Annotated in this window: 25 protein-coding genes and 2 pseudogenes; 12 read left to right on the top strand and 15 right to left on the bottom strand. The window is 74.0% G+C overall.

Going from position 1 to position 26,293, the window contains the following annotated elements:
- Positions 1-40: 40 nt before the first annotated feature.
- Positions 41-673: a hypothetical protein gene (locus tag EAO70_RS22055; protein WP_187283985.1), complete on the bottom strand. Its 633-nt coding sequence runs from the start codon at positions 671-673 to the stop codon at positions 41-43.
- 479 nt (positions 674-1,152) lie between these two features.
- On the opposite strand from EAO70_RS22055, the gene EAO70_RS22050 reads away from it, so the two are divergent.
- The 4 genes from EAO70_RS22050 to EAO70_RS22035 all read left to right on the top strand — a co-directional run bounded on the left by EAO70_RS22050 (position 1,153) and on the right by EAO70_RS22035 (position 4,615).
- The gene (locus EAO70_RS22050; RefSeq protein WP_261992982.1) at positions 1,153-1,989 is read left to right on the top strand and encodes an SAM-dependent chlorinase/fluorinase; all 837 of its coding nucleotides are present in this window, start codon (positions 1,153-1,155) and stop codon (positions 1,987-1,989) included.
- A 91-nt stretch (positions 1,990-2,080) separates the two neighbouring features.
- Positions 2,081-2,956 (top strand): ABC transporter substrate-binding protein, encoded by an 876-nt coding sequence (locus tag EAO70_RS22045; RefSeq protein WP_148004558.1) that lies wholly within the window; start codon positions 2,081-2,083, stop codon positions 2,954-2,956.
- Positions 2,957-2,966: 10 nt separating this feature from the next.
- Complete coding sequence (locus tag EAO70_RS22040) at positions 2,967-3,875, top strand: amino acid ABC transporter permease (protein ID WP_148004557.1); 909 nt, start codon at positions 2,967-2,969, stop codon at positions 3,873-3,875.
- Positions 3,872-4,615, top strand: coding sequence for an amino acid ABC transporter ATP-binding protein (locus EAO70_RS22035; RefSeq protein WP_148004556.1), 744 nt, complete (start codon positions 3,872-3,874; stop codon positions 4,613-4,615). Before EAO70_RS22040 ends, EAO70_RS22035 begins: the two co-directional genes overlap by 4 nt.
- A 129-nt stretch (positions 4,616-4,744) precedes the next feature.
- Here EAO70_RS22035 and EAO70_RS22030 read toward each other — a convergent pair whose 3' ends face one another.
- The gene (locus tag EAO70_RS22030) at positions 4,745-5,656 is read right to left on the bottom strand and encodes an SDR family oxidoreductase (protein ID WP_148004555.1); all 912 of its coding nucleotides are present in this window, start codon (positions 5,654-5,656) and stop codon (positions 4,745-4,747) included.
- A 40-nt stretch (positions 5,657-5,696) separates the two neighbouring features.
- Complete coding sequence (locus EAO70_RS22025; protein ID WP_148004554.1) at positions 5,697-6,473, bottom strand: SDR family oxidoreductase; 777 nt, start codon at positions 6,471-6,473, stop codon at positions 5,697-5,699.
- Positions 6,474-6,551: 78 nt separating this feature from the next.
- On the opposite strand from EAO70_RS22025, the gene EAO70_RS22020 reads away from it, so the two are divergent.
- Genes EAO70_RS22020 through EAO70_RS22005 form a run of 4 tightly spaced genes read left to right on the top strand, consistent with a single transcriptional unit; the run spans position 6,552 to position 10,067 of the window.
- Complete coding sequence (locus EAO70_RS22020; RefSeq protein ID WP_148004553.1) at positions 6,552-7,358, top strand: enoyl-CoA hydratase family protein; 807 nt, start codon at positions 6,552-6,554, stop codon at positions 7,356-7,358.
- A 14-nt stretch (positions 7,359-7,372) separates the two neighbouring features.
- Positions 7,373-8,221 (top strand): CoA transferase subunit A, encoded by an 849-nt coding sequence (locus EAO70_RS22015; RefSeq protein ID WP_148005291.1) that lies wholly within the window; start codon positions 7,373-7,375, stop codon positions 8,219-8,221.
- The gene (locus EAO70_RS22010; protein ID WP_148004552.1) at positions 8,218-9,006 is read left to right on the top strand and encodes a CoA-transferase subunit beta; all 789 of its coding nucleotides are present in this window, start codon (positions 8,218-8,220) and stop codon (positions 9,004-9,006) included. Before EAO70_RS22015 ends, EAO70_RS22010 begins: the two co-directional genes overlap by 4 nt.
- Before the next feature lie 11 nt (positions 9,007-9,017).
- The gene (locus EAO70_RS22005) at positions 9,018-10,067 is read left to right on the top strand and encodes an NAD(P)H-dependent flavin oxidoreductase (protein ID WP_148005290.1); all 1,050 of its coding nucleotides are present in this window, start codon (positions 9,018-9,020) and stop codon (positions 10,065-10,067) included.
- A 66-nt stretch (positions 10,068-10,133) separates the two neighbouring features.
- Here the strand turns inward: EAO70_RS22005 and EAO70_RS22000 are convergent, their stop codons facing one another.
- From EAO70_RS22000 to EAO70_RS21990, 3 genes are read right to left on the bottom strand one after another with little or no spacing between them, the layout of a single operon-like run.
- Positions 10,134-11,291 carry an acetyl-CoA C-acetyltransferase gene (locus EAO70_RS22000; RefSeq protein ID WP_148004551.1) on the bottom strand — a complete coding sequence of 386 codons (1,158 nt, stop codon included), beginning with the start codon at positions 11,289-11,291 and terminating at the stop codon, positions 10,134-10,136.
- Positions 11,292-11,341: 50 nt separating this feature from the next.
- On the bottom strand, positions 11,342-12,130 hold the full coding sequence (locus EAO70_RS21995) for an SDR family oxidoreductase (RefSeq protein ID WP_148004550.1): 789 nt from the start codon (positions 12,128-12,130) through the stop codon (positions 11,342-11,344).
- On the bottom strand, positions 12,127-13,293 hold the full coding sequence (locus EAO70_RS21990) for an acyl-CoA dehydrogenase family protein (protein WP_148004549.1): 1,167 nt from the start codon (positions 13,291-13,293) through the stop codon (positions 12,127-12,129). The genes EAO70_RS21995 and EAO70_RS21990 overlap by 4 nt, the downstream gene beginning before the upstream one ends.
- Positions 13,294-13,339: 46 nt before the next feature.
- On the opposite strand from EAO70_RS21990, the gene EAO70_RS38095 reads away from it, so the two are divergent.
- Genes EAO70_RS38095 through EAO70_RS21975 form a run of 4 tightly spaced genes read left to right on the top strand, consistent with a single transcriptional unit; the run spans position 13,340 to position 16,813 of the window.
- The gene (locus EAO70_RS38095; RefSeq protein WP_187284041.1) at positions 13,340-13,495 is read left to right on the top strand and encodes a hypothetical protein; all 156 of its coding nucleotides are present in this window, start codon (positions 13,340-13,342) and stop codon (positions 13,493-13,495) included.
- Positions 13,495-14,664: an acyl-CoA dehydrogenase family protein gene (locus tag EAO70_RS21985; RefSeq protein WP_148004548.1), complete on the top strand. Its 1,170-nt coding sequence runs from the start codon at positions 13,495-13,497 to the stop codon at positions 14,662-14,664. The genes EAO70_RS38095 and EAO70_RS21985 overlap by 1 nt, the downstream gene beginning before the upstream one ends.
- Positions 14,664-15,743 carry an acyl-CoA dehydrogenase family protein gene (locus EAO70_RS21980; protein ID WP_148005289.1) on the top strand — a complete coding sequence of 360 codons (1,080 nt, stop codon included), beginning with the start codon at positions 14,664-14,666 and terminating at the stop codon, positions 15,741-15,743. Before EAO70_RS21985 ends, EAO70_RS21980 begins: the two co-directional genes overlap by 1 nt.
- The gene (locus EAO70_RS21975) at positions 15,740-16,813 is read left to right on the top strand and encodes an acyl-CoA dehydrogenase family protein (protein ID WP_148004547.1); all 1,074 of its coding nucleotides are present in this window, start codon (positions 15,740-15,742) and stop codon (positions 16,811-16,813) included. The genes EAO70_RS21980 and EAO70_RS21975 overlap by 4 nt, the downstream gene beginning before the upstream one ends.
- Positions 16,814-16,910: 97 nt before the next feature.
- Here the strand turns inward: EAO70_RS21975 and EAO70_RS21970 are convergent, their stop codons facing one another.
- The 9 genes and pseudogenes from EAO70_RS21970 to EAO70_RS38090 all read right to left on the bottom strand — a co-directional run.
- A complete protein-coding gene (locus EAO70_RS21970; RefSeq protein WP_148004546.1) occupies positions 16,911-17,240 on the bottom strand; it encodes a hypothetical protein in 330 nt (109 codons plus the stop codon).
- Positions 17,241-17,292: 52 nt separating this feature from the next.
- On the bottom strand, positions 17,293-19,410 hold the full coding sequence (locus EAO70_RS21965) for a xanthine dehydrogenase family protein molybdopterin-binding subunit (RefSeq protein WP_148004545.1): 2,118 nt from the start codon (positions 19,408-19,410) through the stop codon (positions 17,293-17,295).
- A gap of 16 nt (positions 19,411-19,426) precedes the next feature.
- Complete coding sequence (locus EAO70_RS21960; protein WP_148004544.1) at positions 19,427-20,410, bottom strand: FAD binding domain-containing protein; 984 nt, start codon at positions 20,408-20,410, stop codon at positions 19,427-19,429.
- Positions 20,407-20,988: a 2Fe-2S iron-sulfur cluster-binding protein gene (locus EAO70_RS21955; RefSeq protein ID WP_148004543.1), complete on the bottom strand. Its 582-nt coding sequence runs from the start codon at positions 20,986-20,988 to the stop codon at positions 20,407-20,409. Before EAO70_RS21955 ends, EAO70_RS21960 begins: the two co-directional genes overlap by 4 nt.
- A 166-nt stretch (positions 20,989-21,154) precedes the next feature.
- On the bottom strand, positions 21,155-21,799 hold the full coding sequence (locus EAO70_RS21950) for a GAP family protein (RefSeq protein ID WP_148004542.1): 645 nt from the start codon (positions 21,797-21,799) through the stop codon (positions 21,155-21,157).
- A 251-nt stretch (positions 21,800-22,050) separates the two neighbouring features.
- Positions 22,051-22,806 (bottom strand): annotated as a pseudogene (locus tag EAO70_RS21945) (lysyl oxidase family protein); the annotation flags it as partial.
- Between the two features lie 183 nt (positions 22,807-22,989).
- Positions 22,990-24,741, bottom strand: a complete 1,752-nt coding sequence (locus EAO70_RS21940) for a DEAD/DEAH box helicase (protein ID WP_148004541.1) — start codon at positions 24,739-24,741, stop codon at positions 22,990-22,992.
- Between the two features lie 287 nt (positions 24,742-25,028).
- On the bottom strand, positions 25,029-25,658 hold the full coding sequence (locus tag EAO70_RS21935; protein ID WP_148004540.1) for a TetR/AcrR family transcriptional regulator: 630 nt from the start codon (positions 25,656-25,658) through the stop codon (positions 25,029-25,031).
- 162 nt (positions 25,659-25,820) lie between these two features.
- Positions 25,821-26,237: pseudogene (locus EAO70_RS38090) on the bottom strand (VOC family protein); the annotation flags it as partial.
- Positions 26,238-26,293 lie beyond the last annotated feature (56 nt).

The raw sequence follows: 26,293 nt of genomic DNA, 5'->3' as shown, positions 1-26,293 counted from the left end.
GTGCTTCCCGCTGCCCAACGTTCCTGCTTGTCGCGTGCCATCAGGCATCACTTCCCTTCGGCTTGAGGACGGGGCCACGGCCCCGTACGGGCACCGGCACGGGCTGCCSTCGGGCGTCGGCGCCCGCGGTGGACCCGGTGACGGTCAGGTCCTCGAACAGGGCGCGCGCCTGCACCAGCGCCTCGCGCAGCTCCTCGGTGGAGGTGGAGCCGGATCGCGTCGCCCGGTGGATCGTGCGCAGGCCCTCGACATGGTGCGGATGGTGCACCGACAGGGCGCCGATCTGCTCGTCGCGCCGGTCGGCGTCCGGGAAGCCACGGACCGCGGCGACCCGGGTGAGGAGCTGCTCGGCGTCGGCGACGGCCTGCGCCGGGGCGTCGACGAAGCGCTCCTGGAGGGTGGTCCACTGGGTGGTGTACTGCTCGCGGACCGCCGGTTCGAGCGGCAGCGGGCGGATGCCGCCGTACCGCTCGGTACGCTCGCGCAGGTCGCGGTGGGTCGCATCGACGTCACCACCGTGCCGTTCGAGGCTGCGGTCGTACTCGGGGCCGAAACTGCGCTTCAGTGAGCGCGTGCCGCTGCCCGTGCCCGTGCGGGCCCGGATCAGGACACCGGCCACCAGTACCACCGCGACCAGCGCCACGATGATGAGAACTGTGGTCAGGGTCGACATGGCTGCCTTCCTGGACGGGGACTCCTGGCTGGCTGTTCGGTCGTGCTTGCTTGGGGCGCCTAGGACCCGGCTTGCCGGTTCTGGGAGCGCCAAACCCACGGGACGGCAGGGTCACCGGTCCGGCGGGCACGAGGGGCCGGTCCGGCGGCGCCGCGACCAGTCCGGCGGCACCCGGGCGCCCGGCCTCCGGCGGGCGAACGGAAGTACTCGTCCACTATGTGGAACGGAGTCTGGGACGGTTCCCTCCGGTGCTAGCGTGCCGGTCATGCAGCACACCGCCACCCTCGCCATGATGCGAATGATGCCCCCTCCCCCGGAGGCGCTTCGCTAGCGAAGCCGTGTGCGCGCAGGACGCGACGGACCCTCCGGAAACGGAGGGTCCTTTTTTGCGTCCCGGCCCGGTGCCGAGCCCGTCGGCACCCGCACCGCGAACCTCTTCCACCCCGTCCCCTCCCTCGACAGAAGGGCGAAGTACCGCCATGTCCCTTCCTCCGGTCGTCTCCCTCACGGACTGCGCCGACCCCAACGCGCTCGCCCGCCAGTCCACCCGGATCGCCGCCCTCTTCGGCTCCACGCCGACCGTCCTGCCGCTCGGCGGCCCCGACCCGGAGGGCGCCGCCGCCCTCACCCTGCTCGACCTGCTCCGCTCCACGGACCTGATCGGCGGCCCGAGCCGGCCCGTCGTGGTCCTCGTCAACATCGCGCCGAGGGACGGGCACTGGCCCAACGGCGTGCCCTTCTGCTCCTTCCGCCACGGGAACCACCTGGTGGTCAGCACGCTGAACCACCGGGTGCTGGCACCGCTGGCGACCTACCTGGGGCTCACGGAGGTCCAGGTCACCGATGTCCGCGAGGTGCTGGAAGCGGCCGCCGCCGACTGGGCCGCACTGACGCCGGCCGAGATCGAGGAGATGGTGCGGACCCAGTTCCGCAGCCTCTGGTACGCGCCGCTGCTGGCCCGCTGGCTGGTGGACGGCCATCCCGTCCCCGCGCGGCCGACGCCGGTCCGCCCGGCCTCCGCCGAGGACGTGCGGATCGCCGTGGTCGACAACTTCGGCAACTGCAAGCTGGACCGCCCGGCGGCCGAACTGCCGGGTTACGCCCCCGCCGAGAGCCTCCTCGTACGCAACCGGCGCGACGGCCGCGACATCCGGGTGCGCTGTTACGACCGGCTTCCCGACGTCCCGCTGGGCGAGCCCGGAATCACCGTCGGCAGCTCCGGGGTCGGTTTCGCCGAACTGGTCGTCCGCGGCGGTTCCGCGGCGGAGGCCTTCGGACTGCGCCAGGGCGACCGCGTATTCGACCTCACCAGCTGACACCGCACCAACGCGCCACCCCGGCAGGGGACTTCCCGATCGCCGGCCCGTCTCCCCGTACCTTTCCCGGACTTCTCCCCAAGGACCTCCGATGTCTCGTACCCGTACGTCCCTCGCGGCCGCGGCCGCCGCCCTCGTCGCGCTCGCGGCGGCCGCCTGCGCACCGCAGCCGAACAGCACCGATGCGGCGTCCGGCGCCAGGAAGCCCGCCCGGTGCACGACCGACCACCCGAGCCTCCACGAGCGCGGCCGGCTCACCGTCGCGACCGACTCCCCGGCCTACGAGCCGTGGTTCGACAGCAACACCCCGTCGAACGGAAAGGGGTTCGAAAGCGCCGTCGCCTATGCGGTGGCCGAGAAGCTGGGCTTCGCACGCGGACAGGTGAAATGGGTCGTCGAACCCTTCTCCCATTCCTACGCCCCCGGCGCCAAGTCCTTCGACTTCGACATCAACCAGATCTCCATCACGCCGCAGCGCGCGAAAGCCGTGGACTTCTCCTCCAGTTACTACACGGCCGATCAGGCCGTCCTGGCGCTCGACGGATCCCGGTTCGCGAAGGCCACCTCCCTGAGCGCCCTCAAGGACGCCAGGATCGGCGTACAGGTGGCGACGACCAGCTACCAGGCCGTGCTCGACCAGATCAAGCCGGCGAAGCAGCCGCGCGTCTTCAGCACCACCAAGGACGAGGTGACCGCGCTGCGGAACGGTCAGATCGACGCGATCGTCACCGATCTGCCCACCGTGTTCTACCTGGCCGGGGCGGAGCTGGAGAACGGGGAGATCGTCGGCCAGTTCGGCTACGCGGGCGGCACCCCCGAGGAGTTCGGTCTGCTGCTGCCGAAGAACAGCGGGTACACCTCCTGCGTCGACCAGGCCCTCGACGAGCTCAGGACCGACGGCACGCTCGCCCGGCTCACCACTCAGTGGCTCTCCGCCTCGGCGGACGTCCCCGAGCTGAAGCGATAACGGGCCGGCTGTGGACATCGGCAAGACGGCAGCGCCGGAGCGGCCGGCCCCCGTTCCGGACACGCCCGACACGGGCTACCGGCCCAGCGCGCACGAACAGGAGCGGCAGCGGTACCGCCGCTCCCGCAAGCGCCGCCACACCTGGGTCTCCACCCTCTGCACCCTGCTCGGCCTGGTGGTCGTGGGCGCGGCGGCGGTGGCGTCACCGGGCTGGGAGCGCGTCGACAGTCTGTTCTTCGACGGCGCCGAGCTGCGCGCCGCCCTCCCCGACCTCCTCCGCGGCTTCTGGCTCAACATCCAGATGTTCCTCGTCGCCGAGGTCCTGATCCTCGTCCTGGGACTGCTGATCGCCCTGGTGCGGGTGACCCGCGCGCCGGGTCTCCAGCCGCTGCGGCTCGCGGCCACGGTCTACGTGGACGTCTTCCGCGGCGTACCGACCCTGCTGCTGGTCTTCCTCGTCGGCTTCGGACTGCCCGCGCTCCAGCTCCAGGGCACCCCGTCCGAGCCCTGGATCCTCGGCGTGATCGCCCTGACCCTCTCGTACACCGCGTACGTCGCCGAGGTGTTCCGCGCGGGTCTGAACTCGGTCCATCCCGCCCAGCGGAACGCGGCCCGGGCCCTGGGACTCAACGAGCGGCAGGCCGTGCGGCACGTCGTCCTCCCGCAGGCCGTGCGCAACGTACTGCCGCCCCTGCTCAACGACTTCATCTCCCTGCAGAAGGACACGGCCCTGGTCGCCGTCCTCGGTCCGCTGGAAGCCCTGCGGGCCGCGCAGATCAAGGCGGACTACGACTTCAACTACACCCCGTACCTGGGAGCGGCCCTCTTGTTCATCGCGGTGACCATCCCGCTGACCCGCTTCGCCGACCGGCTCCAGCGGCGGGCGGCCCGGCGCACCTGGGCGGGGGCGGCCGGATGAGCCAGTCGCTGCTGCGCATCCGCGGCCTCCGCAAGCAGTACGGGGAGCGGCTGGTGCTGCGCTCGATCGACCTGGACGTCGCCGAGCACGAGGTCGTCTGTCTGATCGGCGGCTCGGGCTCGGGCAAGTCGACCCTGTTGCGCTGTGTCGACCTGCTGGAGGTCGTCGACGACGGGACCGTCCATCTGAGCGGGACCGAGCTGACCGACCCGCGTCTCGACCCCGACGTCGCCCGCCGTCGGATCGGCATCGTCTTCCAGGCGTACAACCTCTTCCCGCATCTGAGCGTGCTGGACAACATCACGCTCGCGCCGCGCCGCGTGCACGGCGTGCCGCGCCGGAAGGCCGAGGCCTCGGCCCGCGAGCTGCTCGACCGCCTCGGGCTCGCGGACAAGGCAGACGAGCACCCCGACCGGCTCTCCGGCGGACAGCAGCAGCGGGCGGCGATCGCCCGCGCCCTGGCCACCGAGCCGGAGCTGCTGCTCTTCGACGAGATCACCTCGGCGCTCGACCCCGAGCTGGTCGGCGAGGTCCTGGACGTCGTCGCCGACCTGAAGCGGCGCGGGCTGACCATCCTGATGGCCACCCACGAGATGGACTTCGCCCGGCGGGTCGCGGATCGGGTCTGCTTCCTGGAGGGCGGCGTGATCGTGGAGCAGGGCACCGCCGAGCAGGTGCTGACCGATCCGCGGGAGCAGGCCACGCGCCGCTTCCTGGCCCGCGCGCTCGACCGGTCCTGAAGCCGACCGGTCCTCCCGCAGGCCGGCCCGGTGGATCACCGAAGCCGGTCCCTCCCCCCGCCACGGGGAGGGGCCGGCTTCTTCCGTCGGCGGGGCCGTCCGGTGTGGGTGCCGGGACGGCCGCCGGTATCAGTGGGCGCCGTAGACCGGTTGCGGTGGTTCGGAGGACGCGAGCAGTTTCCGTGCAGCCTCGCCCGCCTCCGCCGGGGTCCAGCGGGCTCCCTTGTCGGCGGTCGGTCCGGGGCGCCAGCCCTCCATGACCGTGATGCGGCCCGCCTCGGCCTCGAAGACCCGGCCGGTGACCCCGGCGGAGTCCGGGGAGCCGAGCCAGACGACGAGGGGGGAGACGTTCTCCGGGGCCATGGCGTCGAAGGCGTCGCCGCCGGGCGCGGCCATCGTCCCGGCGAAGGTCCGCTCAGTCATCCGGGTGCGGGCCGCCGGGGCGATCGCGTTGACCTGGACCCCGTAGCGGGCCGTCTCGGCGGCGGCGACGAGGGTCAGGCCGACGATCCCGGCCTTGGCGGCGGCGTAGTTGCCCTGCCCGACGCTGCCGAGCAGTCCCGCGCCCGAGCCGGTGTTGACGACGCGCGCCTCGGGGGTGCGTCCGGCCTTGGCCTCCGCGCGCCAGTGGGCGACGGCGTACTTCAGGGGCAGGAAGTGTCCCTTGAGGTGGACGCGCATGACGGCGTCCCAGTCGTCCTCGTCGAGGTTGACCAGCATGCGGTCGCGGAGGAAGCCCGCGTTGTTGACGAGGGTGTCCAGTCGGCCGAAGGCGTCGAGGGCGGTGGCGACGAGGGAGGCGGCGCCTTCCGGGGTGGCGACGTCGCCGCCGTGGGCGACCGCCTCTCCCCCGGCCGCCCTGATCTCGTCGACGACCCGCTGCGCGGGGGCCGCGCCGCCCCCGGTCCCGTCGAGGCCGACGCCGAGGTCGTTCACGACGACCCGGGCGCCCTGGGCGGCGAAGGCGAGGGCGTGGGCCCGGCCGAGTCCTCGTCCCGCGCCGGTGACGATCACGACCCGTCCGGTGCAGAGTCCCGTCATGGTGGGGTCCTTTCGATGGCAGGGAGCGACGAGCGGGTCGTCAGGGGCGGGGGGTGGCCGCGTCCAGGAACGCCGGGCGTTCCCCGCCGCCGTGCACGGGGAGGCTGGCGCCGCTGATGTACGCGGCCCGTTCGGAGGCGAGGAAGACGCAGGCGTCGCCGATGTCTGAGGGCTCGGCGAGCCGGCCGAGCGGCACGGTGCGGCCGACGGCGGCGATGCCGTCCTCGTCGCCGTAGTGCAGATGGGCCAGTTCGGTGCGGACCATGCCGAGGACGAGGGTGTTGACCCGCACGTGCGGCGCCCACTCCACCGCCATGGACCGGGCGAGGTTGTCCAGACCGGCCTTGGCCGCGCCGTACGCCGCGCTGCCCGGCGAGGGGCGGGTCCCGCTGACGCTGCCGATCATGATGACGGTTCCCCCGCCGGGCTGGCGGCGCATCACCTCGTACGCGGCGAGCGAGGCGGTCAGGGGGGTGAGGAGGTTCAGTTCGACGACCCGGGCGTGCTGCCCGGGCCCGCCGTCGCCGAGCATGCGGTACGGGGTTCCGCCGGCGTTGTTGACGAGGACGTCCAGTCGGCCGTGGTCGTCGCGCACCCGGTCGAAGAAGGCCGTGACGGCCGCCGGATCGCGCAGGTCGACGGGGAGGAAGCGGGCCGTGCGCCCGGCTGCCCCGACGGGTTCGCCGGGTGCTCTGCGCGCGCAGGTCACGACCTCCGCGCCGGCTTCCAGCAGGGCCCGCGCGATCCCGGCCCCGACGCCCCGCGTGCCGCCGGTGACGACGGCGACGGACCCCGAGAGGTCGATGGTGACTGCCAAGGGACACCTCCCGCAGCGGGCGAACCACTGCTATCTTACACCTAACAAACGTTTGGTGGAAAGGTAGCTGATCCGCTCATGGGTGTCTCCACCTCCGCCCCCGACAAGGGCATCGCCGTCGTCACCGTCGACTTCCCCCCGGTCAACGCCTTTCCCGTGCGGGGCTGGTACGACCTCGCCGCCGCCCTCCGCGCGGCGGGCGCCGATCCCGAGGTGCGCTGCGTCGTCCTCACCGCCGAGGGACGCGGGTTCAACGCCGGAGTGGACATCAAGGAGCTCCAACGGGCTGCCGGGCACGGAGCACTCCTGGGCGCCAACCGCGGCTGCTCCGAGGCCTTCGCGGCCGTCTACGACTGCGAGGTGCCCGTGATCGCCGCCGTGCACGGCTTCTGCCTCGGCGGCGGCATCGGCCTGGTCGGCAACGCCGACGCGATCGTCGCCGCCGAGGACGCGACCTTCGGCCTGCCCGAGCTGGACCGGGGCGCCCTCGGCGCGGCCACGCACCTGGCCCGCCTGGTCCCCCAGCACCTGATGCGGACCCTTTACTACACCTCGCGCACGGTCACCGCGGAGGAGTTGCACCGGCACGGCTCTGTCTGGCGGGTCGTGCCCCGCGAGGCGCTGCGCGACGCCGCGCTGGAACTCGCCCGGGAGATCGCCGCGAAGGACGGGCACCTCCTCCGGCTCGCCAAGGCGGCGATCAACGGCATCGACCCGGTGGACGTCCGGCGCAGTTACCGCTTCGAGCAGGGCTTCACCTTCGAGGCCAACCTCAGCGGTGTCGCCGACCGGGTCCGCGACACCTTCGGCGGGGGCGGCGGGAGCGGCGCGGGAGGCGGCGCCACGGACACGACGTTCACCAGGGACCGGGAGGAGCAGTCGTGAGCAGGGACAAGACGATGACCGCCGACGAGGCCGTGGGCCGGCTGCGGAGCGGGATGACGGTCGGCATCGGCGGCTGGGGTTCCCGGCGCAAGCCGATGGCGCTGGTCCGGGCGCTGCTGCGGTCCGACGTGACCGATCTGACGGTGGTCTCGTACGGCGGCCCGGACGTGGGCCTGCTCGCCGCCGCGGGGAGGATCCGCACGCTGGTCGCGGCCTTCGCCACGCTCGACTCCGTCCCCCTGGAGCCGCACTTCTGCGCGGCCAGGCAGCAGGGCTCCCTCGAACTGGTCGAGCTGGACGAGGCCATGGTCATGTGGGGACTGACGGCCGCCGTGCACCGGCTGCCCTTCATGCCCATCCGGGCGGGGCTCGCCTCGGACGTGATGCGTGTCAACCCCACGCTGCGGACGGTCACTTCCCCGTACGAGGACCGCGAGGAGCTCGTCGCCGTCCCCGCGCTGCGCCTGGACGCGGCGCTGGTCCACGTCAACCGGGCCGACGTCCACGGGAACGGCCAGTACCTGGGCCCCGACCCGTACTTCGACGACCTGTTCTGCGAGGCCGCCGACACCGCGTACGTCTCCTGCGAGCGCCTGGTGGAGACCGCGGACCTCCTCAAGGACGCGGCGCCGCAGTCCCTGCTGCTGAAGCGCGCGTTCGTCGACGGGGTCGTCGAGACCCCGAACGGCGCGCACTTCACCTCCTGTGACCCCGACTACGACCGGGACGAGGCCTTCCAGCGCGCCTACGTCCGGGCCGCCCGCGACCCGGAGGTGTGGCGGGCCTTCAGCGCCCGCTTCCTGTCCGGTGACGAGGACGCCTACCAGGCCGCGGTCGCGGCGTTCCACGAGGAGGAAGCATGAGCGGCACCGGCACGACGACGCCCCCGCAGGCCACGGGGGTGACGCGGGCCGAGTACTGCGTCGTCGCCTGCGCCGAGGCATGGCGGAACGCCGGTGAGGTGCTCGCCGGCCCGATGGGCACCGTGCCCGTGATCGGCGCCCGCCTCGCGAAGCTCACCTTCTCCCCCGACCTGCTGCTGACCGACGGGGAGGCGCTGCTGATGGGCGACGTGCCGGCCGTCGGCGGCGCGCCCCGGGTCGTCGAGGGCTGGCTGCCGTACCGGCAGCACCTGGCCCTGGTCGCCACCGGGCGGCGGCACGTGATGATGGGCGCGAGCCAGCTCGACCGGTACGGGAACCAGAACATCAGCTGCATCGGCGACTGGGAGCGCCCGAAGCGGCAACTCCTCGGAGTGCGCGGCGCACCCGTCAACACCCTGAACAATCCCACCAGTTACTGGGTGCCCAAGCACTCGGCCCGGGTGTTCGTCGAGCGGGTCGACATGGTCTGCGGCGTCGGCTACGACCGGGCCGCCGCGGCCGGGCCCGCCGCGGCGCGCTACCACCGCGTCCCCGACGTCATCAGCGACCTGGGCGTCTTCGACTTCGAGACCCCGGACCGCGGCATGCGGCTGCGCTCGCTGCACCCCGGCGTCACCGTCGAGCAGGTCACCGAGGCGACCGGTTTCGCGCTGGCCGTCCCGGACGAGGTGCCGTACACCCGCGAGCCCACCGCCGAGGAACTGCGCCTGATCCGCGAGGAGATCGACCCGACGGGACTGCGCGAGCGGGAGGTCCCCGCGTGAACGACCTCGCGATCCCCACCCCGTTCACCGCACTCGTCGGGGTCCGGCACCCGGTCGTGCAGACCGGCATGGGGTGGGTGGCCGGCCCCCGGCTGGTCTCGGCGACCGCGAACGCCGGGGCGCTCGGGATCCTCGCCTCGGCGACGATGACCGTCGAGCAGCTCCGCGCCGCCGTGCGGGAGGTCAGGTCCCGTACCGACGCGCCGTTCGGCGTGAACCTGCGGGCGGACGCCGGGGACGCGGCCGAACGGGCGCGGATCATCGTCGAGGAGGGGGTACGGGTCGCGTCGTTCGCGCTCGCCCCGTCCCGCGAGCTGATCGCACGGCTCAAGGACGCCGGTGTGGTCGTCGTCCCCTCGGTCGGGGCCAGGCGGCACGCCGAGAAGGTCGCCGCGTGGGGGGCCGACGCGGTGATCGTGCAGGGCGGCGAGGGCGGCGGCCACACCGGCAGCGTCGCCACCACGGTCCTGCTCCCCCAGGTCGTGGACGCCGTGGACATCCCGGTCGTCGCGGCCGGCGGGTTCCACGACGGACGCGGCCTGGTCGCCGCGCTGGCCTACGGCGCGGCCGGGATCGCGATGGGCACGCGCTTCCTCCTCACCTCCGACAGCACGGTCCCTGAGGCGGTGAAGGCCCGCTATCTCGCGGCGGCGGTCACGGACGTCACCGTCACCACCCAGGTGGACGGACTGCCGCACCGGATGCTGCGGACGGAGCTGGTCGACGCGCTGGAGCGCTCGGGCCGGGCGTCCGCGCTGCTCCGGGCGGTGCGGCACGCCGCGGCCTTCCGGCGCGAGTCCGGCATGAGCTGGCCGGAGATGGTCCGGGACGGCCTGGCGATGCGGCACGGCAGGGACCTGACCTGGAGCCAGATCCTGCTGGCCGCGAACACCCCGATGCTGCTCAGGGCGTCCATGGTGGACGGCCGCACCGACCTCGGCGTGATGGCCTCCGGCCAGGTCGCGGGAGTCATCGACGACCTGCCGTCCTGTGCCGAACTCGTCGAACGCCTCATGTCCGAGGCCCGCACCGCGCTCCATGCCCTGCCCGCGACGACCTGACCCCCCGGGTCCACCGCCCCCGGGGTGCGGTCACCCCGGCGGGCGGCCCGGGCCGGCCCGGAGACGTCACAGCCGTTCGATGATCGTCACGTTCGCCTGGCCGCCACCCTCGCACATGGTCTGCAGACCGTAGCGGCCGCCGGTGCGCTCCAGTTCGTGCAGCAGGGTGGTCGCCAGCTTGGTGCCAGTGGCGCCGAGCGGGTGCCCGAGGGCGATGGCACCGCCGTTGACGTTGACCTTGTCCGGGTCGGCGCCGGTCTCCTTGAGCCAGGCCAGGACGACCGGGGCGAAGGCCTCGTTGATCTCGACCAGGTCGATGTCGTCGAGCGTCATCCCGGCCTTCTTCAGCGCGTACGCCGTCGCCGGGATGGGCGCGGAGAGCATCCGGATCGGGTCCTCGCCCCGCACGGACAGGTGGTGGACACGGGCCCGCGGCGTCAGCCCGTGTTCGCGTACGGCGCGCTCCGAGGCGATCAGCAGCGCCGAGGCCCCGTCGGAGACCTGCGAGGACACCGCGGCGGTCAGCCGCCCGCCCTCGACCAGCGGCTTCAGACCGGCCATCTTCTCCAGAGTGGTGTCGCGGCGCGGGCCCTCGTCGGTGGTGACGTCCCCGTACGCGACGGTCTCCCGGTCGAAGCGGCCCTCGTCGATGGCGCGGACGGCCCGCCGGTGCGACCGGAGGGCGTACTCCTCCATGTCCGCACGGGAGACATCCCACTTGGCGGCGATCAGTTCGGCCCCGTGGAACTGGTTGACCGGCTGGTCGCCGTAGCGGGCGCGCCAGCCCTCGGAGCCGGCGTACGGGCCGTCGTTCAGTCCGAGCGGCGCGGCCGCCTGCCTACTGGCGAAGGCGATGGGCACCATCGACATGTTCTGCACACCGCCCGCGACGACCAGGTCCTGGGTGCCGGACAGGACGCCCTGGGCGGCGAAGTGGAGGGCCTGCTGGGAGGAGCCGCACTGGCGGTCCACGGTCACGCCGGGCACCTCCTCGGGGAGCCCGGCGGCCAGCCAGCTGGTGCGGGCGATGTCGCCGGCCTGCGGGCCGACGGTGTCGAGGCAGCCGAGGACGACGTCCTCGACGGCGGCCGGGTCGACGCCCGAGCGCTCCATCAGCGCCCTGAGGACGTGCGCTCCGAGGTCGGCGGGGTGGACGGCGGCCAGTCCGCCGTTCCGCCTGCCCACCGGGGTGCGTACCGCTTCGACGATGTATGCCTCGGCCATGACCGCTCCTTCTGCGAGGTCCACGTGGTTCCGGGTGTTCCGGGTGTGCGTCACGCGTGCTGGCTGCTGACGGAGACGACCTCGCCGGTCAGGTACGAGGAGTAGCCGCTGGCGAGGAAGACGATCACGTTGGCCACCTCCCAGGGCTCCGCGTACCGTCCGAACGCCTCGCGGGCGGTCAGCTCCTCCAGGAGTTCGGGGGTGGTGACCTTCACCAGGTGCGGGTGCACGGCCAGGCTCGGGGAGACGGCGTTGACCCGGACCCCGTACGCGGCGGCCTCCACGGCGGCGCAGCGGGTGAGGGCCATGACGCCGGCCTTGGCGGCGGCGTAGTGGGCCTGGCCCCGCTGGGCCCGCCAGCCGACCACCGAGGCGTTGTTGACGAGGACGCCGCCGGCGCCCGCGGCCCTCATGCGGCGCAGGGCGGCACGGGTGCAGCGGAAGGTGCCGTTCAGGGTGACGTCGAGGACCCGGTCCCACTGTTCGTCGGTCATGTCGGCCAGGTCGGCGGTGCCGCCGAGGCCGGCGTTGTTGACGACGATGTCGAGGCGCCCGTGGCGCTCCACGGCGAGGTCGAACAGCGCGGCGACCCGGGTCTCGTCGGTGACGTCGCAGGGCAGCGCGTCGACCCGGTCGGCGCCGAACTCGGCGGCCAGCCCCGCCTCGGACTCCTTGAGTCTGCGGCCGTGGGCGTCGGAGAGGAGCACCCGGGCGCCCTCCTCCAGGAGGCGTCTGGCGGTGGCGCCACCGATGCCGGCGCCCGCGGCCGCGGTGACGACGGCGGTGCGGCCGGCGAGCAGCCCGTGGCCCGGCACGTAGGGGGGTGGTGTCCCGGTCATGCGCGGGCCTCCTTGGGCAGGCCGAGGACGCGCTCGGCGATGATGTTCCGCTGGATCTCGTTGGAGCCGGCGTAGAGGGTGTCGGAGCGGGAGAAGAGGTAGAGGCGCTGCCAGTCGGTGAGGTCGTACGGCGCTCCGGCGGCGAGCATGCCCTCGGCGCCGCAGACGTCCATGGCGAGTTCTCCCAGCTCCCGGTGCCAGGTGGCCCAGAAGATCTTGCCGATGGAGGCCTCGGGGCCCGGGGCTCCGGCCGCGGCTCCGCCGAGCATCCGCAGGGCGTTGAACCGTATGGTCTCCAGGCCGATCCAGGCTCGGGCGAGGCGGTCGCGGATCAGCGGGTCGGCGGCGGCGCCGTTGCTCCGGGCGAGCGCGATGACGGCCTCCAGCTCGCGCCGGAAGCCGACCTGCTGGCCGAGGGTGGACACGCCCCGCTCGAAGCCGAGCGTGGCCATGGCCACGCGCCAGCCGTCGCCGGGGGCTCCGACGATGTGGGAGCCGTGGGTGCGGGCCCGGTCGAAGAAGACCTCGTTGAACTCCGAGGTCCCGGTCAGCTGGACGATGGGCCGGATCTCCACGCCGGCCTGGTCCAGGGGGACCAGGAGGTAGGAGAGCCCGTGGTGGCGGGTCGAGCCGGGCTCGGTGCGGGCGACGACGAAGCACCAGTCGGCCTCGTGCGCGAGTGAGGTCCACACCTTCTGTCCGGTGACCGCCCAGTCGTCGCCGTCGCGCTCCGCACGGGTCCGGACGTTGGCGAGGTCCGAGCCGGCGTCGGGTTCCGAGTAGCCCTGGCACCAGAGTTCCTCGGCGGCGGCGATCGGCGGGAGGAACCGGGCGCGTTGGGCGGCTGTGCCGAAGGCGATGAGGGTGGGGCCGAGGAGCTGCTCCCCGATGTGGTTGACGCGGGCGGGGGCGTCGGCGAGGGCGTACTCCTCGTGGAAGGCGACCTGCTGTTCGAGGGTGGCTCCCCGGCCGCCGTACTCCTCGGGCCAGCCGACGCAGGTCCAGCCGGCGGCGGCCATGTGCCGTTCCCAGGCGAGGCGTTCGGCGTGTGCCTCGTGCTCCCGTCCGGGGCCGCCGCGGCCGCGCAGAGCGGCGAACTCGCCCGTCAGCTCCGAGCGGAGCCAGCGGCGGACCTCCGCGCGGAACGCCTCGACGTCGTTCATGGCCGTACGTTAACCTACCAAACACTTGTTAGGGAAGGAGGGGCGGATGTCCGCTGCCCGCACCGCGACCGGCACGCCCGCGCCGCGGGAACCCGTCCGCTACGAACGCCGGGGCCCGGTGGCCGGGGTCCCCGTGGACCGCCCGGAGTACCACACCGTCCGGAACAGGGACATCCGCTCGACGAAGGCGGCGGGCGCCTGATGGATCTCGACTTCTCCGCGGCCGACCACGCCTTCCGGGCCGAGGCCCGCGCCTGGCTCACCGCGCACGTGCCCGACGTACCGCCGCCCTCCCTGGAGACGGAGAAGGGCTTCGCCGCCCACCGGGAGTGGGAACGGATCCTCTCCGCCGACCGCTGGTCGGTGGTCTCCTGGCCCGAGGAGTACGGCGGCCGGAACGCCTCCCTCCTCCAGTGGCTGATCTTCGAGGAGGAGTACTACGCGGCGGGCGCGCCCGGCCGGGTCGGTCAGAACGGCATCAACCTCCTCGCCCCCACCCTCTTCGAGCACGGCACCGAGGAGCAGCGCGCCCGCGTCCTGCCCCCCATGGCGAGCGGCCGGGTCGTCTGGGCCCAGGCCTGGTCCGAGCCGGAGTCCGGCTCGGACCTCGCCTCGCTCCGCTCCCGGGCCGAACGCACCGACGGCGGCTGGCTCCTGAGCGGCCAGAAGACCTGGTCGTCCCGCGCGGCCTTCGCCGACCGGGCCTTCGGCCTGTTCCGCAGCGACCCCGACACGGCCCGGCCGCACCAGGGCCTGACGTACCTGATGTTCCCGCTGGACGCCGAGGGCGTGACCGTACGGCCCGTCGGGCGCCTGGACGGCAAGCCCGCCTTCGCCGAGCTCTTCCTCGACTCGGTCTTCGTGCCCGACGAGGACGTGATCGGTACGCCGGGAGACGGCTGGCGGGTCGCGATGAGCACCGCGGGCAACGAGCGGGGACTGACCCTGCGCAGCCCGGGCCGGTTCACGTCCGCCGCCGCGCGTCTCACCGAGCTGTGGCGGGAGCACGCCGAGCCCTCCGACACCGCCCTGCGCGACCGGGTCGCCGACGCGGTCATCGGCGCCCGCGCCTACCGGCTCTTCAGCTACGCCCACGCCTCCCGGATCGCCGCCGGAGGCTCGATCGGCGCCGAGTCCAGCCTCAACAAGGTCTTCTGGTCCGAGCTGGACATCGCGCTCCACGAGACCGCGCTCGACCTGCTCGGTCCGTACGGGGAACTCGCCGACGAGGCCACGGACGCGCCCGCGGGCGGCGGCTGGGCCGAGGGCCACACGTTCTCCCTCGCCGGGCCGATCTACGCGGGCACCAACGAGATCCAGCGCGACATCATCGCCGAGCGGCTGCTCGGCCTCCCGAAGGGACGCCGGTGATGCGGTTCCTCCTCGACGACGACCAGCGGGAGTTCGCCCGCTCGCTGGACCGCATGCTCACCGCGGCCGGCACCCCGGCGGTCGCGCGGTCCTGGGCTGCCGGGGACACCGCGCCCGGGCGGGCGCTCTGGGCGCGGCTGGCGGAGGCGGACCTCTTCGCCCTCGCCGTCCCGGAACGCCACGGGGGCCTCGGCTCGCTGCCGGTGGAACTCGCGGTCGCGTTCACCGAGCTGGGACGCCATGTCGTGCCCGGTCCGCTGGTGGAGACGGTCGCCGCGGCGGCACTCCTCGACCGGCTCGGGGCCGGGGACACCGCAGGCCGGCCCGGGGCAGCGCACACCGCCAGCCGGCTCGGGGCAGCGCACACCACCGGCCGGCTCGGGACCGCCGCAACCGCCGACCTGCTCTCCCGGATCGCCGCCGGAGAGGCCCTCGTCTCGTTGTGCGTGCCGGCCGTCGGCGGTCCGTACGCCCTGGACGCGGAGGCCGCCGACGCCGTGCTCGTCGTCGAGGGCGACACCGTCCGCCTCGCCGGGGCCGTCGGGCCGGTCCAGCCCTCGGCGGACCCCGCGCGCCGGCTGGCCCGCCCGCTCGGCGGAACCGTGCTCGCCCGGGGTCCCGAGGTGGCCGCCGCCACCGCGTACTCCGCCGACGTCGCGGCCCTGGCCACCGCCGCCCAGTCGCTCGGTCTCGGCCGGGCCCTGCTCGACCGGACCGTCGCGTACGTCGGGCAGCGCACCCAGTTCGGGGTCCCCGTCGGCTCCTTCCAGGCCCTCAAGCACCGTCTCGCCGACACGCTGATCTCCCTGGAGTTCGCCCGGCCGCTGCTCCACGCGGCCGCCCTGGCCCTGGCGGAGGGAGCGGAGCACGCCTCGGCCGAGGTCGCCGCCGCGAAGGTCACCACGGGCGAGGCCGCCCACGCCGCGGCCCGCACCGCCCTCCAGCTCCACGGCGCCGTCGGCTACACGGAGGAGTTCGACCTCGCCCTGTGGATCCGCAAGGCCCGCCCCCTCCGGGACGCCTGGGGCACTCCCGCGGCCTGCCGCGCCCGCGTCCTCGCCGAAGGGGCCCTGACGTGAGGACGACGGCGGAGCAGGACGAACTGCGGTCCGCCGTACGGGCCGTGCTCGGCCGCCGTCCGGGGGACGCGGCCTGGGGCCCGCTGACCCGGCAGATCGGCGTCGCGGGCCTGGCCGTCCCGGAGGAGTACGGCGGCGCCGGGTGCGGGGCGGTGGAGGTCGGCGTGGTGATGGAGGAACTGGGAAGGGAGCTGAGCCCGGTCCCGTACCTCGGTTCCGCGGTGCTCGCGGTCCAGACGCTGCTCGCCTCGGGCGACGGGGCGGCCTGCGCCCGGCTGCTGCCCGGACTGGCCTCGGGTACGGCGGTGGGAACCCTGGCGTGGGCGGAGGGCGGCTCCTGGGATCCGTCGGACGTGCGGGCCCGGGCCGCCCCCGGGCCCGCGGGCGGGTGGCGGATCAGCGGGACCAAGGAGCACGTCCTCGACGACGGGCGGGCCGATGTGCTGCTCGTGGCCGCCCGTACGGCGGCGGGCGTCTCGCTCTTCGAGGTGCCCCTGGACGGCACGGGCGTGGAGCGGGTACCCGCGGTCCCGATGGACGCCACGCGCGCACAGGCGCGCGTGGTCCTCGCCGCGGCCGAAGCCCGGCTCCTGGGAGTCGAGGGCGACGGGGAACAGGTCCTGTCGCACGTCCTGGACCTGGCCTGCACGGCGCTCGCCGCCGAACAGGTCGGCGCCGCCGCACGCTGCCTGGAGCTCACCCTCGGCTACGCCGGGGAGCGCATCCAGTTCGGCCGGCCCATCGGCTCCTTCCAGGCGGTCAAACACCGTCTCGCGGACGCGTACGTCCTGGTGGAGTCGGCCCGCTCGGTCGCGCTCGGCGCCGCGTTCGCCGCCGCGGCGGGGGCCCCGGAGCTGTCCCGCCGCGCCGCCGCCGCGAAGTCGGCCTGCTCGGAGGCGTACACGGCGGTGGCGGGCGAGATGATCCAGCTGCACGGCGGCATCGGCATCACCTGGGAGCACGACGCGCACCGCTACTTCAAGCGGGCGCACGGCTCGGCCCGCCTCTTCGGCCCACCGCCCTGGCACCGCGCCCGCCTGGCCGGCCTGCTGGGACTGCCGGCCGCCTGACAGCATCCGCCACGCCGGTCGGCGGCCGGCCGGCTGCGCCGACGGCCCGTGAACAGCCGGGCTCGTGAGCAACCGGCCGGCGTCCGGCCGCGGGGCCTCAGTCCCCCTCGTCCTCGTCCTCGTCGCCGGCGATCGCGAGGGCCAGGGCCTGGAGGACCTGCTCGGTGGGTGCTCCGGGTTCCGTCTGGTCGTAGGCGTTGGCGACCGTCTCGAAGGCGAGCATGAAGCCGCGGACCAGGGCGCTGACCGGGCCGGTGAGCTGGCTGAGGACGGCCGCCCCGACCTCCACGGCGTCGTCGGTGTCGGGCACCAGGAACCGCGTCGGAATGACCTCGCCGAGCAGGTCGGAGACGTAGTCCTGGGGGACGCCACCGCGCAGGGCCGTGAGGGCCGCGATGGCTTTGAGCTGGATCTCGCTCTCCGTCATCGGACGAGCCTATCGAGGAAGTCCCGCACGGCGCCGTGCCCGGCCCGCGTGTTCAGTCCGGCAGGTGGCCCAGGATCCGGTCCGGGGTCAGGGGAAGCTCCCGGAGCCGTGCGCCCACCGCGTGGTGGACCGCGTTCGCGATCGCGGCCGCCGTCCCCACGATCCCGATCTCCCCGATGCCCTTGCTCCCCATGGGGTTGAGATGGGGGTCCTCCTCGTCCAGCCAGTGCGCTTCGAGCGACGGCAGGTCGGCGCAGACCGGGACGTGGTACGAGGCCAGGTCCCGTTCCGCGAAGTCCCCGAACGCGGGGTCGAGCGTGCTGCTCTCGGTCAGCGCCATGCCCAGTCCCATGGTCATGCCGCCGATGAACTGGGAGCGCGCGGTGCGCGGGCTGAGGACCCGGCCCGCCGCGAAGACGCCGAGCAGCCGGCGGACCCGCACCTCCCCCGTCACGGTGTCCACCCCGACCTCCGCGAACTGCGCGCCGAACGCGTGCCGTGCGTAGGGGGACTCCCGGCCGGCCTCCTCCGTGGTGTCCGCCCGCGCGGTGAGGCCCTCGGGCGGCAGCGGCCCGGAATGGGCGCGCACCATCCCGGCCAGGGCGGTACAGGCCTTGTGGACGGCCCAGCCCCAGGACGAGGTCCCCGAGGAGCCGCCCGCCAGGGGCGCGGTGGGCAGGCTGCTGCTGCCGAGCTCCACCCGCACCGAGTCCATGGGGACGTCGAGCGCCTCCGCGGCGATCCGGGCGAGCACCGTACGGGCGCCGGTCCCGATGTCGGTGGCGGCGATCCGTACGAGGTGGTGGCCGTCCGGCGCGGCGTGGGCGGAGGCGGACGAGGGACTCAGAAGGTACGGGTAGGTCGACGCGGCCACTCCGGTACCGGTCAGGAGGTGCCCCTCCCTCCGCACTCCCGGCCGGGGGTCGCGGCCCTCCCAGCCGAAGCGCCGCGCGCCCTCCCGCAGGCATGCGGTGAGGCTCCTGCTGCTGAACGGCCTGCCGCTGTCGGGTTCGGTGTCGGGCTCGTTGCGCAGCCGGAGTTCGACCGGATCGACGCCGGTGGCGACGGCGAGTTCGTCCATGGCCGCTTCCAGGGCGTACATGCCGGACGCCTCGCCGGGGGCCCTCATCCACGAGGGTGTCGGCACGTCGAGGGCCACCACCCGGTGGCTCGTCCGGCTGTGCGGCGAGGTGTACATGGCGCGGGCGGGTACGGCCGCCTGTTCGACGAACTCCCGCACCGTGGAGGTCTGGGTGACGACCTCGTGGGCGAGGGCGTGGATCACGCCGTCGGCGTCGGCACCGATGCGGACGCGCTGGACCGTGGGGGCGCGGTGACCGACGACGGCGGCGAGTTCGCGGCGCGGCAGGACGAGCTTGACGGGCCGTCCGAGGTGCAGCGCGGCCATCGAGGCGAGGACGGCCTGGGGCCGCGGGGTGCCCTTGGAGCCGAAGCCTCCGCCGACGTACGCGGAGGTGACCGTGACGCGGTCGCGGGGGACCTGGAACAGCCCGGCGAGGACGTCCCGTACCTTGGTCGCCCCCTGGCTGGAGTCGTACACGGTCAGCGCGCCGTCCTCCCACCACGCGGTGGCGGCGTGCGGCTCCATCGGATGGTTGTGCTGGGCGGTCATCGTGTACGTGGCGTCGACGCGCACGGCCGACGCGGCGAAGGCGGTGTCGAAGTCCCCGCGCTCGCGCAGGGCCGGATGGCCGCCGTTGGCCTCCTCGGGTGCGTAGAGGCCGGGGTGGTCGGCGGCCGGGCCCGCGTCGTGCTCCTCGGTGGTGTACTCGATCCGCAGGTCGTCGGCGGCTGCGCGGGCCGCCTCCAGGGTGTCGGCGACCACGACGGCCACGTACCAGCCCCGGTGGGGCACGCGGTCGGTCTGCAGCAGGGCGAGCGTCGGGTCGTCGGCCTCGCCGAGGCGCGGGGCGTTCGCGTGGCTGAGCACCGCGTGGACGCCCGGTCGTCGCAGCAGTTCGTCGGCGTGGACGGCGGTCACCCTGCCCCGCGCGACGGTGGCGGGAACCGCGACGGCGTGGGCACAGCCGTGCGGGGTGTGCTCGGCTGCGTAGCGCGCCGATCCGGTCACCTTCTGCCGGGCGTCGCGGCGGGCGGGGGCGTCCTCGTCGGGCGTGGACGGGGCGTGGCGCGGGGAGTGCGGGGACATGACGGGGCCGGCCTCCTCAGGGGCGGGACGCGAGGTCGGTGAGCACGCGGACGGCGAGACCGCGGGCGAGGGGCACCTTGAAGGCGTTGTCGCGCAGCGGGTCGGCCGCCGCGAGTTCGGCGTCGGCGGCGCGGGCGCACGTCTCCTCGGTGGCGGGTGCTCCGCGGAGCACCTCTTCGGCCAGGGAGGCCCGCCAGGGTGCGTGGGCGAGCCCGCCGAAGGCGAGGGAGGCGTGGCGGAAGACGCCGTTCTCGACGGTGACGGCCGCGGCGACGGAGACGAGCGCGAAGGCGTACGAGGCGCGGTCGCGGGCCTTCCGGTAGGCGCTGTGGGCTCCTGAGGGAGGCGGGAGCGTCACCGCGGTGACGAGTTCGCCGGGCCGGATCACGGTGTCCCGCTCCGGGGTGTCACCGGGCAGCCGGTGGAATCCGGTGAGGGGCACGGCGCGCTCGCCGTCGGGGCCGAGGAGGTGGACCCGGGCGTCGAGCGCCGCGAGCGCGACGGCCATGTCCGAGGGGTGCGTGGCGACGCACCCCGGGGAGTGCCCGAGCACCGCCAGGTCCCGGTGGACGCCCTCGCGGGCGGGGCATCCCGTGCCCGGCGCGCGCTTGTTGCAGGGTTTCGAGGCGTCCTGGAAGTACAGGCAGCGGGTGCGCTGGAGCAGGTTGCCCCCGGTGGTGGCGGCGTTGCGCAGCTGCGCGGAGGCACCGGCCAGGAGGGCCTGGGACAGGACCGGGTACCGGTCGCGTACCAGGGGATGGGCCGCGAGGTCGCTGTTGCGGACGGTCGCCCCGATGCGCAGGCCGCCGTCCGCGGTCTCGTCGACGCCGCCGAGCGGGAGGCGGCCGATGTCGACGAGGAACGGCGGGGTGGCCACCCCCAGCTTCATGAGGTCGACGAGATTGGTGCCGCCGGCGATGTAGTGGGCGCCGGGGTGGGCCGCGTACGCGGCGAGCGCCTGGTCGGTGTGTTCGGCACGGACGTAGCCGAAGGGCTTCACGAGGCGACCTCCCGGACGGCGTCGACGATGTGCGCGTAGGCGCCGCAGCGGCAGAGGTTTCCGCTCATGCGCTCGCGGATCTCCTCCGGGGTGAGGACCAGGGGGCCGCCGCCCGGCCCGTCCGGCGCCGTGACGTGCGAGGGATGGCCCGCGGCCGCCTCGTCCAGCATGGCCACGGCCGAGCAGATCTGGCCCGGGGTGCAGTAGCCGCACTGCAGGGCGTCGTGTGCGACGAACGCGTCCTGGAGGGGGTGGAGACCCTCCGGGCCGGCGAGACCCTCGATCGTGGTGACCGGCTCGTCGCAGGTGACGGCCAGGACCAGACAGCTGTCGACCCTGCGGCCGCCGACGAGGACGGTGCACGCCCCGCACTGACCGTGGTCGCAGCCCTTCTTGGCCCCGGTGAGGTCCAGGTGCTCGCGGAGGGTGTCCAGGAGGGTCGTGCGGTGGTCGAGCCGCAGCTCGTACGTGGTCCCGTTGACCCGCAGCGAGACGGTCGAGGCGTGGCCGGGGTGTTCTCCCTCCGTCGCGCCGTCGGGGGACGGCTGGTTCTCGCTGGTCGATCCGGCGTGGTCCACGGTGGTCGCTCCTCCGGCTGCGGACGGATTGCCTGCCGTCGTCTCCTTCCCCGGCTTCGACGGCTTCCGCACCGTGCGTCGCGCTTGTCCGCCGAACGGCTCAGAGGCCGCCGCGGTGGGCGGCCCGGCCGTCGGAGGCGCCGGGGAGCCGCTGCGGCCGTCCCCGTCAGGCGACCAGTGCGTAGATGCTCCGGGCCGTGGTCCACAGACCGACGACGAGGGCCAGGATGACGATGAGGCGTTCCTGGTGCTGTTCCAGCCAGGTCCGCAGGGCGTTCAGGCGGGCGTTCGCCGCCTCGGGTGCCCGGAGCGCGTACATCTCCATCACCACCAGGCTCAGGGTGGCCAGCAGGCAGTAGCCGGCGAGGGTGAGCCAGGCGGTGAGGGTGGACAGGTCCGCGTCGACGGCGGTCGCGGCGCCCACGCCGACCAGACCCCACGGCTGCAACAGCCACGCGAGGGCGGCGGCGGTGGCGAGGGAGGCCTCGTCGATCCGGGCTGACCAGCGCGGCGGGCCGTGCGGGCGGGGCGGCCGGCGGTGCCGGTACACCCCGTACCCGACAAGTGCCAGGCCGAGGACGAGCTTCGCGACGATCGCGGCGGTCGAGGGGACGCTGTGGCGTGCCGGCGGCTTGCCACCGGTCAGCAGCACCACGCAGGCGATCACCGCGAGGAGGTTGGCCAGCCACGACAGCAGGAACGCCAGCCCCTTGCGGACCCCGCGCCGGGAGGACAGCAGGAGGATGAAGGCGCTGTTGTGCAGGGGCCCCAGGCTGATGGCCGTGCCGACCACGATCAGGTCAAGGACCATCGAATCAGCCGCTCCTGGACGCGAGGGGGGTGCCGGTGGACGGCGGGACGGCCGGGCCGGTCGGCGGGGGCGAGCGGGCCGGTGCGGTGCCGCCCTCCGACTGTGCAGGGGTTGGCGGGGCCGGTCAAGCAGGCCACGCCCGCACGTCACCCACGTCCCCCGGGCGGCGAACGCCGAACGGCGGCCGGACCCGGGTGTCCCGGGTCCGGCCGCCGCTCACACCGGTCTGCGCGCGCCCCTCGGCGCGGTGGTCAGTTGGCGTTCACCAGGTCGTGCGCGGGCACGGTCACGGTGCGCGCACCCTTCGTACCGCCGAGGACGATCTTCCGCAGCGCGCTGTTGTTGTCGAGGTTGGTCTCCTTCAGCCGCTTGGCCGGGTTGGCGAGGACCTGGATGTAGTAGGTGCCGTTGGGCAGGTCCGTGATGTCGAAGGACTGGCCCGGCAGGTCCTGGGTGTAGGTGTCGCCGGAGCCGACGTCCAGCACCTCACGGACGGAGATGGAGCTCTCCTGGCCGCAGGCGGTGGACAGGTCCGTGTTGAACGGGTGCCAGTTGGCGTTCTTCACCGTGTAGTCGACCGCGTCGGTGTTGGCGAGGCAGAAGGCCTCCTTGCCGCTGCGGACCGCTTCCTTCTTGTCGGCCTTCAGGAGCCGGTAGCTGGCGAAGTCGGTGAAGTGCCAGTGGACGTGGCCGGGACGCGGGTCCCACTCCATGGTGCCGGTGGGCGTGTAGCCGACCTGCTTGCCCTTGGCGTCGTAGAAGTACTGGTAGGCGTCCATCTTGGCCTTGCCGGGCGAGCGGAAGCCGTCGACGACGAGCTGAGCCGGGCCGGCGTTCCAGACGTTGGCGCTGAAGGCGAGGTAGTCCTTGCCGGGGGCGCCCTGGCCGGCTGCGTCGCCGATGGTGATGCCGTAGGCCGGCAGCGACCTCAGGTCGGGCTTGGGGACGTCGGGGACGGACGGGGTCCCGGTCGGGCGGGCCGCCCGGGGGGTGAGGGCGGGCGCCCCCCCTCCCGACCCCCGGCCCGAGCGACGCGCCGGGGGTCGGGAGGGGGGTACGGAAACGGGCCGGGCTCCTGGAGGAGCCCGGCCCGGGACCATGCCGCTCGGGGAGGTGCGGGAGGAGTCCCCCGACACCGCCCCCGAGCGGCCGCGCTCCTCGTACGGGAGCGCGTTCGCCTACGTGTCCGACTACGCGTCGGACGGCCTCGGCCTGGAGTTCCGCGCACCGCCGGCACCGCGCGCGCGGCCCGTGCCCGCGGCCTGGCGCCCGCCGCGCCCGGCTCCGGCGCCCGCGGCGGCACCGCGGCCGCCACCCGTGCCGGATCCGGCGCCCCGGCCGCCGCCGGACGCGCGGCCCGCGGAGGCGGCGGCACCGGCGGTACGGCCCGCGGAGGCGGCGGCGCCGGACGCCCGGCCCGTCGAGCCCGACGTACGGCCCGCGGAGCCCGACGTACGGCCCCCGGAGCCCGTGGCGCGGCCCGAGGCCGTACCCGCGGCGGCCGTGCCGCCGGCCGGGGCCGGACGGCGCCGGCGGCCGCCGGAGCGGCCCGTGCCCGTCCCGGAGCCGGCCGGCTTGCGCGGCGGGGTCGGCTGCGGGGTCTCGATGACCACGGGAACGCCCGAGGGCTCCCGCGCGCCGGTCAGCTCGACGAGCTGTTCGTCGCTGGACTTGATCTGCGCCGTACGGGGGCTGATGCCCGCGTGCGACATCAGCCGGCCCATGTCGCGCTTCTGCTCGGGCAGCACCAGGGTGAAGACGCTGCCGGACTCACCGGCGCGGGCGGTGCGGCCACCGCGGTGCAGGTAGTCCTTGTGGTCCATCGGCGGGTCGACGTTGACGACCATGTCGAGGTCGTCGACGTGGATGCCCCGGGCGGCCACGTTCGTGGCGACGAGGGTGGTGACCTGGCCGCTCTTGAACTGGTCCAGGGTCCGGTTGCGCTGCGGCTGCGAGCGGCCGCCGTGCAGGCCGGAGGCCCGTACACCGCTGGCGAGGAGCCGCTTGACCAGCCGGTCCACGGACCGCTTGGTGTCCAGGAAGAGGATCGTGCGGCCGTCGCGGGCCGCGATCTTCAGCGTGACGGCCTTCTTGTCGGTCTCGTCCATCACGTACAGGACGTGGTGCTCCATCGTCGTGACCGCGCCGGCCGACGGGTCGACGGAGTGGACGACCGGGTCGTCGAGGAACATCTTGACCAGCCGGTCGACGTTCCGGTCGAGGGTGGCCGAGAACAGCAGGCGCTGCCCGCCCGGCTCGACCTGCTTCAGCAGCTTCGTGACCTGGGGCAGGAAGCCCATGTCGGCCATCTGGTCGGCCTCGTCGAGGACGGTGACGGCGACCTGGTCGAGCCGGCAGTCCCCGCGGTCGATGAGGTCGTGGAGGCGGCCGGGGGTGGCGATGAGGATCTCGGCGCCGCGCCGCAGCGCGGACGACTGCCGGCTGATCGACATGCCGCCGACGACGGTGGTGATGCGGAGCCGCAGCGCCCCGGCGTACGGGGTGAGCGCGTCGGTCACCTGCTGCGCGAGCTCGCGGGTGGGCACCAGGACGAGTGCGAGCGGCGCGCCCGGTTCGGCGCGGCGGCCGGCCGTACGGGCCAGGATCGCGAGTCCGAAGGCGAGGGTCTTGCCGGAGCCGGTACGCCCCCGGCCGAGCACGTCACGGCCGGCCAGCGAGTTCGGGAGGGTCGCGGCCTGGATCGGGAACGGCTCCGTGACGCCCTGCTCACCCAGGGTCCGCAGCAGGCCCTCGGGCATGTCGAGGTCGGCGAAGGCGGCCACCGCGGGCAGGGCGGGCGTCACCGTCTCCGGCGGCGTGAACTCGCTCGGCGGCGGGGGCGCGGAGGGACGACGGCCTCCGCGTGATGCCTTCGGCTGTGACGTGGACTTCGCCTGGGCGGTGCGGGGGCTGCGCTTGTGAGGGCGTTCGGAGCGGGTCATGCGTGCCTTTCTGGCCGGTGCTCGCGGCACAGCCAGGGCCCGCACCTGCACGGTACGGGCCCCGGCTGCTCTACCCGGAACACGCGATACGGGCCCCGGCTGTTTCTCCGGGAACGTGCGGACGCACCCCGGATGTCTCTACCGGAACAATAGTGCGCTCCGGAACCTTCCCGCCCCTCCCGACCGATGCCCGGACGGATCAGACCTGCCCAGCGGGGTGCGACGTGGGCGACCTCACAGCGGGAGGGCGCCCGTCACGGCCCTCCGACGGGTGCGGGCGGGCGGCGTCAGCGGCGTACGGCGACGCCGTCCAGGACCATGGACAGGTACTGGCGGGCGATCTCCTCGGGACTGTGCCGCCCGCCCGGCCGGTACCAGGACGCGGCGACCCAGACCGTGTCGCGGACGAACCGGTAGGTCAGCCGGACGTCCAGATCGGCGCGGAAGACGCCGTCGGCGACGCCCCGCTCCAGGGTACCGAGCCAGGCCTTCTCGAACCTGCGCTGCGAGTCGGTCAGGTAGTGGAAGCGGGGCTGGTCGGTGAGGTGCCGGGACTCCTTCTGGTAGATGGCGACGGCGGCGCGGTGCCGGTCGATCTCGCGGAAGGACTCGGTGACGAGGGCCTCGATGGTCTCGCGGGGACCGAGCCGGGCGTCGAGGACCGCGTCGTAGCCCTGCCACAGCTCGTCGAGGAAGGTGGAGAGGATCTCGTCGAGCATCGACTCCTTGGAGTCGAAGTGGTAGTAGAGGCTGCCGGCGAGCATGCCGGCGGCGTCCGCGATCTTCCGGACGGTGGTGGCGTTGTACCCCTGGGCGGCGAACACCTCGGCCGCCGTGTCGAGGAGCTCACGACGCCGCTCGGGCCCGCCGCTCACCGGGGACTTCTTCTTGCTGGGGCTCTGGGGAGTGTTCGGCACGCGACCATTCTGGCGCCACGGGTCCCGGCAGCCGACGGAGACCGCCCCGGCGGCCGCGGCACGGGACGGGGCGGGCCCTCGTCGCGCCGAGGGCGGWCCGCCCTCAGGCGGAGACGACCGTCGAGGCCGTGGGGGTGACGGTGGGGCGGAGGCCCGCCCTCAGGCCGAGGCGACGGTCGAGGCCGTGGGAGTGACGGTGGAGGCGGTGGAGGCGCGCTCGGCCGCGCTGCGCTCGACGCAGAACTCGTTGCCCTCCGGGTCGCCCAGGGTCGCCCAGCCCGTGCCGTCCGGGTTCCGCCGGTCGTCGAGGAGGGTCGCGCCGAGCCCGAGGAGCCGCTCGACCTCCTCGTCGCGGGTGCGGTCCTGCGGCTGGAGGTCGAGGTGGATCCGGTTCTTGACCGCCTTGGCCTCGGGCACCTGGATGAAGAGCAGCCCGGCCCCGGGCGTCTCGACGAGCGCCTCCTCGTCGCCCGGGCTGTCCTCGTCGGAGACCTTGGCGTCCAGGACCTGCGCCCAGAAGGTGGCGAGGGCGTAGGCGTCGGCGCAGTCGATGGTCACGTGGCGTACGAGGGAAGTCATGCGCGTCATGATGGCCCACGGCCGCGATCACGGGCCATCGGATTCCGGCCCCCGGC

The sequence above is a fragment of the Streptomyces sp. adm13(2018) genome (genome assembly GCF_008042145.1).
Lineage (GTDB): Bacteria > Actinomycetota > Actinomycetes > Streptomycetales > Streptomycetaceae > Streptomyces.
Note: the sequence above shows the minus strand (reverse complement) of the source record. Positions and strands in the feature narration are given on the sequence as shown.

What these genes read in the sequence shown, in the direction of transcription:
- EAO70_RS22050 (WP_261992982.1), top strand. Translation starts at nt 1,153, where the DNA reads ATGTCCCTTCCTCCGGTCGTCTCCCTCACGGACTGCGCCGACCCCAAC.
- EAO70_RS22045 (WP_148004558.1), top strand. Translation starts at nt 2,081, where the DNA reads ATGTCTCGTACCCGTACGTCCCTCGCGGCCGCGGCCGCCGCCCTCGTC.
- EAO70_RS22035 (WP_148004556.1), top strand. Translation starts at nt 3,872, where the DNA reads ATGAGCCAGTCGCTGCTGCGCATCCGCGGCCTCCGCAAGCAGTACGGG.
- EAO70_RS22030 (WP_148004555.1), bottom strand. Translation starts at nt 5,656, where the DNA reads ATGACGGGACTCTGCACCGGACGGGTCGTGATCGTCACCGGCGCGGGA.
- EAO70_RS22020 (WP_148004553.1), top strand. Translation starts at nt 6,552, where the DNA reads ATGGGTGTCTCCACCTCCGCCCCCGACAAGGGCATCGCCGTCGTCACC.
- EAO70_RS22015 (WP_148005291.1), top strand. Translation starts at nt 7,373, where the DNA reads ATGACCGCCGACGAGGCCGTGGGCCGGCTGCGGAGCGGGATGACGGTC.
- EAO70_RS22010 (WP_148004552.1), top strand. Translation starts at nt 8,218, where the DNA reads ATGAGCGGCACCGGCACGACGACGCCCCCGCAGGCCACGGGGGTGACG.
- EAO70_RS22000 (WP_148004551.1), bottom strand. Translation starts at nt 11,291, where the DNA reads ATGGCCGAGGCATACATCGTCGAAGCGGTACGCACCCCGGTGGGCAGG.
- EAO70_RS21995 (WP_148004550.1), bottom strand. Translation starts at nt 12,130, where the DNA reads ATGACCGGGACACCACCCCCCTACGTGCCGGGCCACGGGCTGCTCGCC.
- EAO70_RS21990 (WP_148004549.1), bottom strand. Translation starts at nt 13,293, where the DNA reads ATGAACGACGTCGAGGCGTTCCGCGCGGAGGTCCGCCGCTGGCTCCGC.
- EAO70_RS38095 (WP_187284041.1), top strand. Translation starts at nt 13,340, where the DNA reads ATGTCCGCTGCCCGCACCGCGACCGGCACGCCCGCGCCGCGGGAACCC.
- EAO70_RS21985 (WP_148004548.1), top strand. Translation starts at nt 13,495, where the DNA reads ATGGATCTCGACTTCTCCGCGGCCGACCACGCCTTCCGGGCCGAGGCC.
- EAO70_RS21980 (WP_148005289.1), top strand. Translation starts at nt 14,664, where the DNA reads ATGCGGTTCCTCCTCGACGACGACCAGCGGGAGTTCGCCCGCTCGCTG.
- EAO70_RS21970 (WP_148004546.1), bottom strand. Translation starts at nt 17,240, where the DNA reads ATGACGGAGAGCGAGATCCAGCTCAAAGCCATCGCGGCCCTCACGGCC.
- EAO70_RS21965 (WP_148004545.1), bottom strand. Translation starts at nt 19,410, where the DNA reads ATGTCCCCGCACTCCCCGCGCCACGCCCCGTCCACGCCCGACGAGGAC.
- EAO70_RS21950 (WP_148004542.1), bottom strand. Translation starts at nt 21,799, where the DNA reads ATGGTCCTTGACCTGATCGTGGTCGGCACGGCCATCAGCCTGGGGCCC.
- EAO70_RS21940 (WP_148004541.1), bottom strand. Translation starts at nt 24,741, where the DNA reads ATGACCCGCTCCGAACGCCCTCACAAGCGCAGCCCCCGCACCGCCCAG.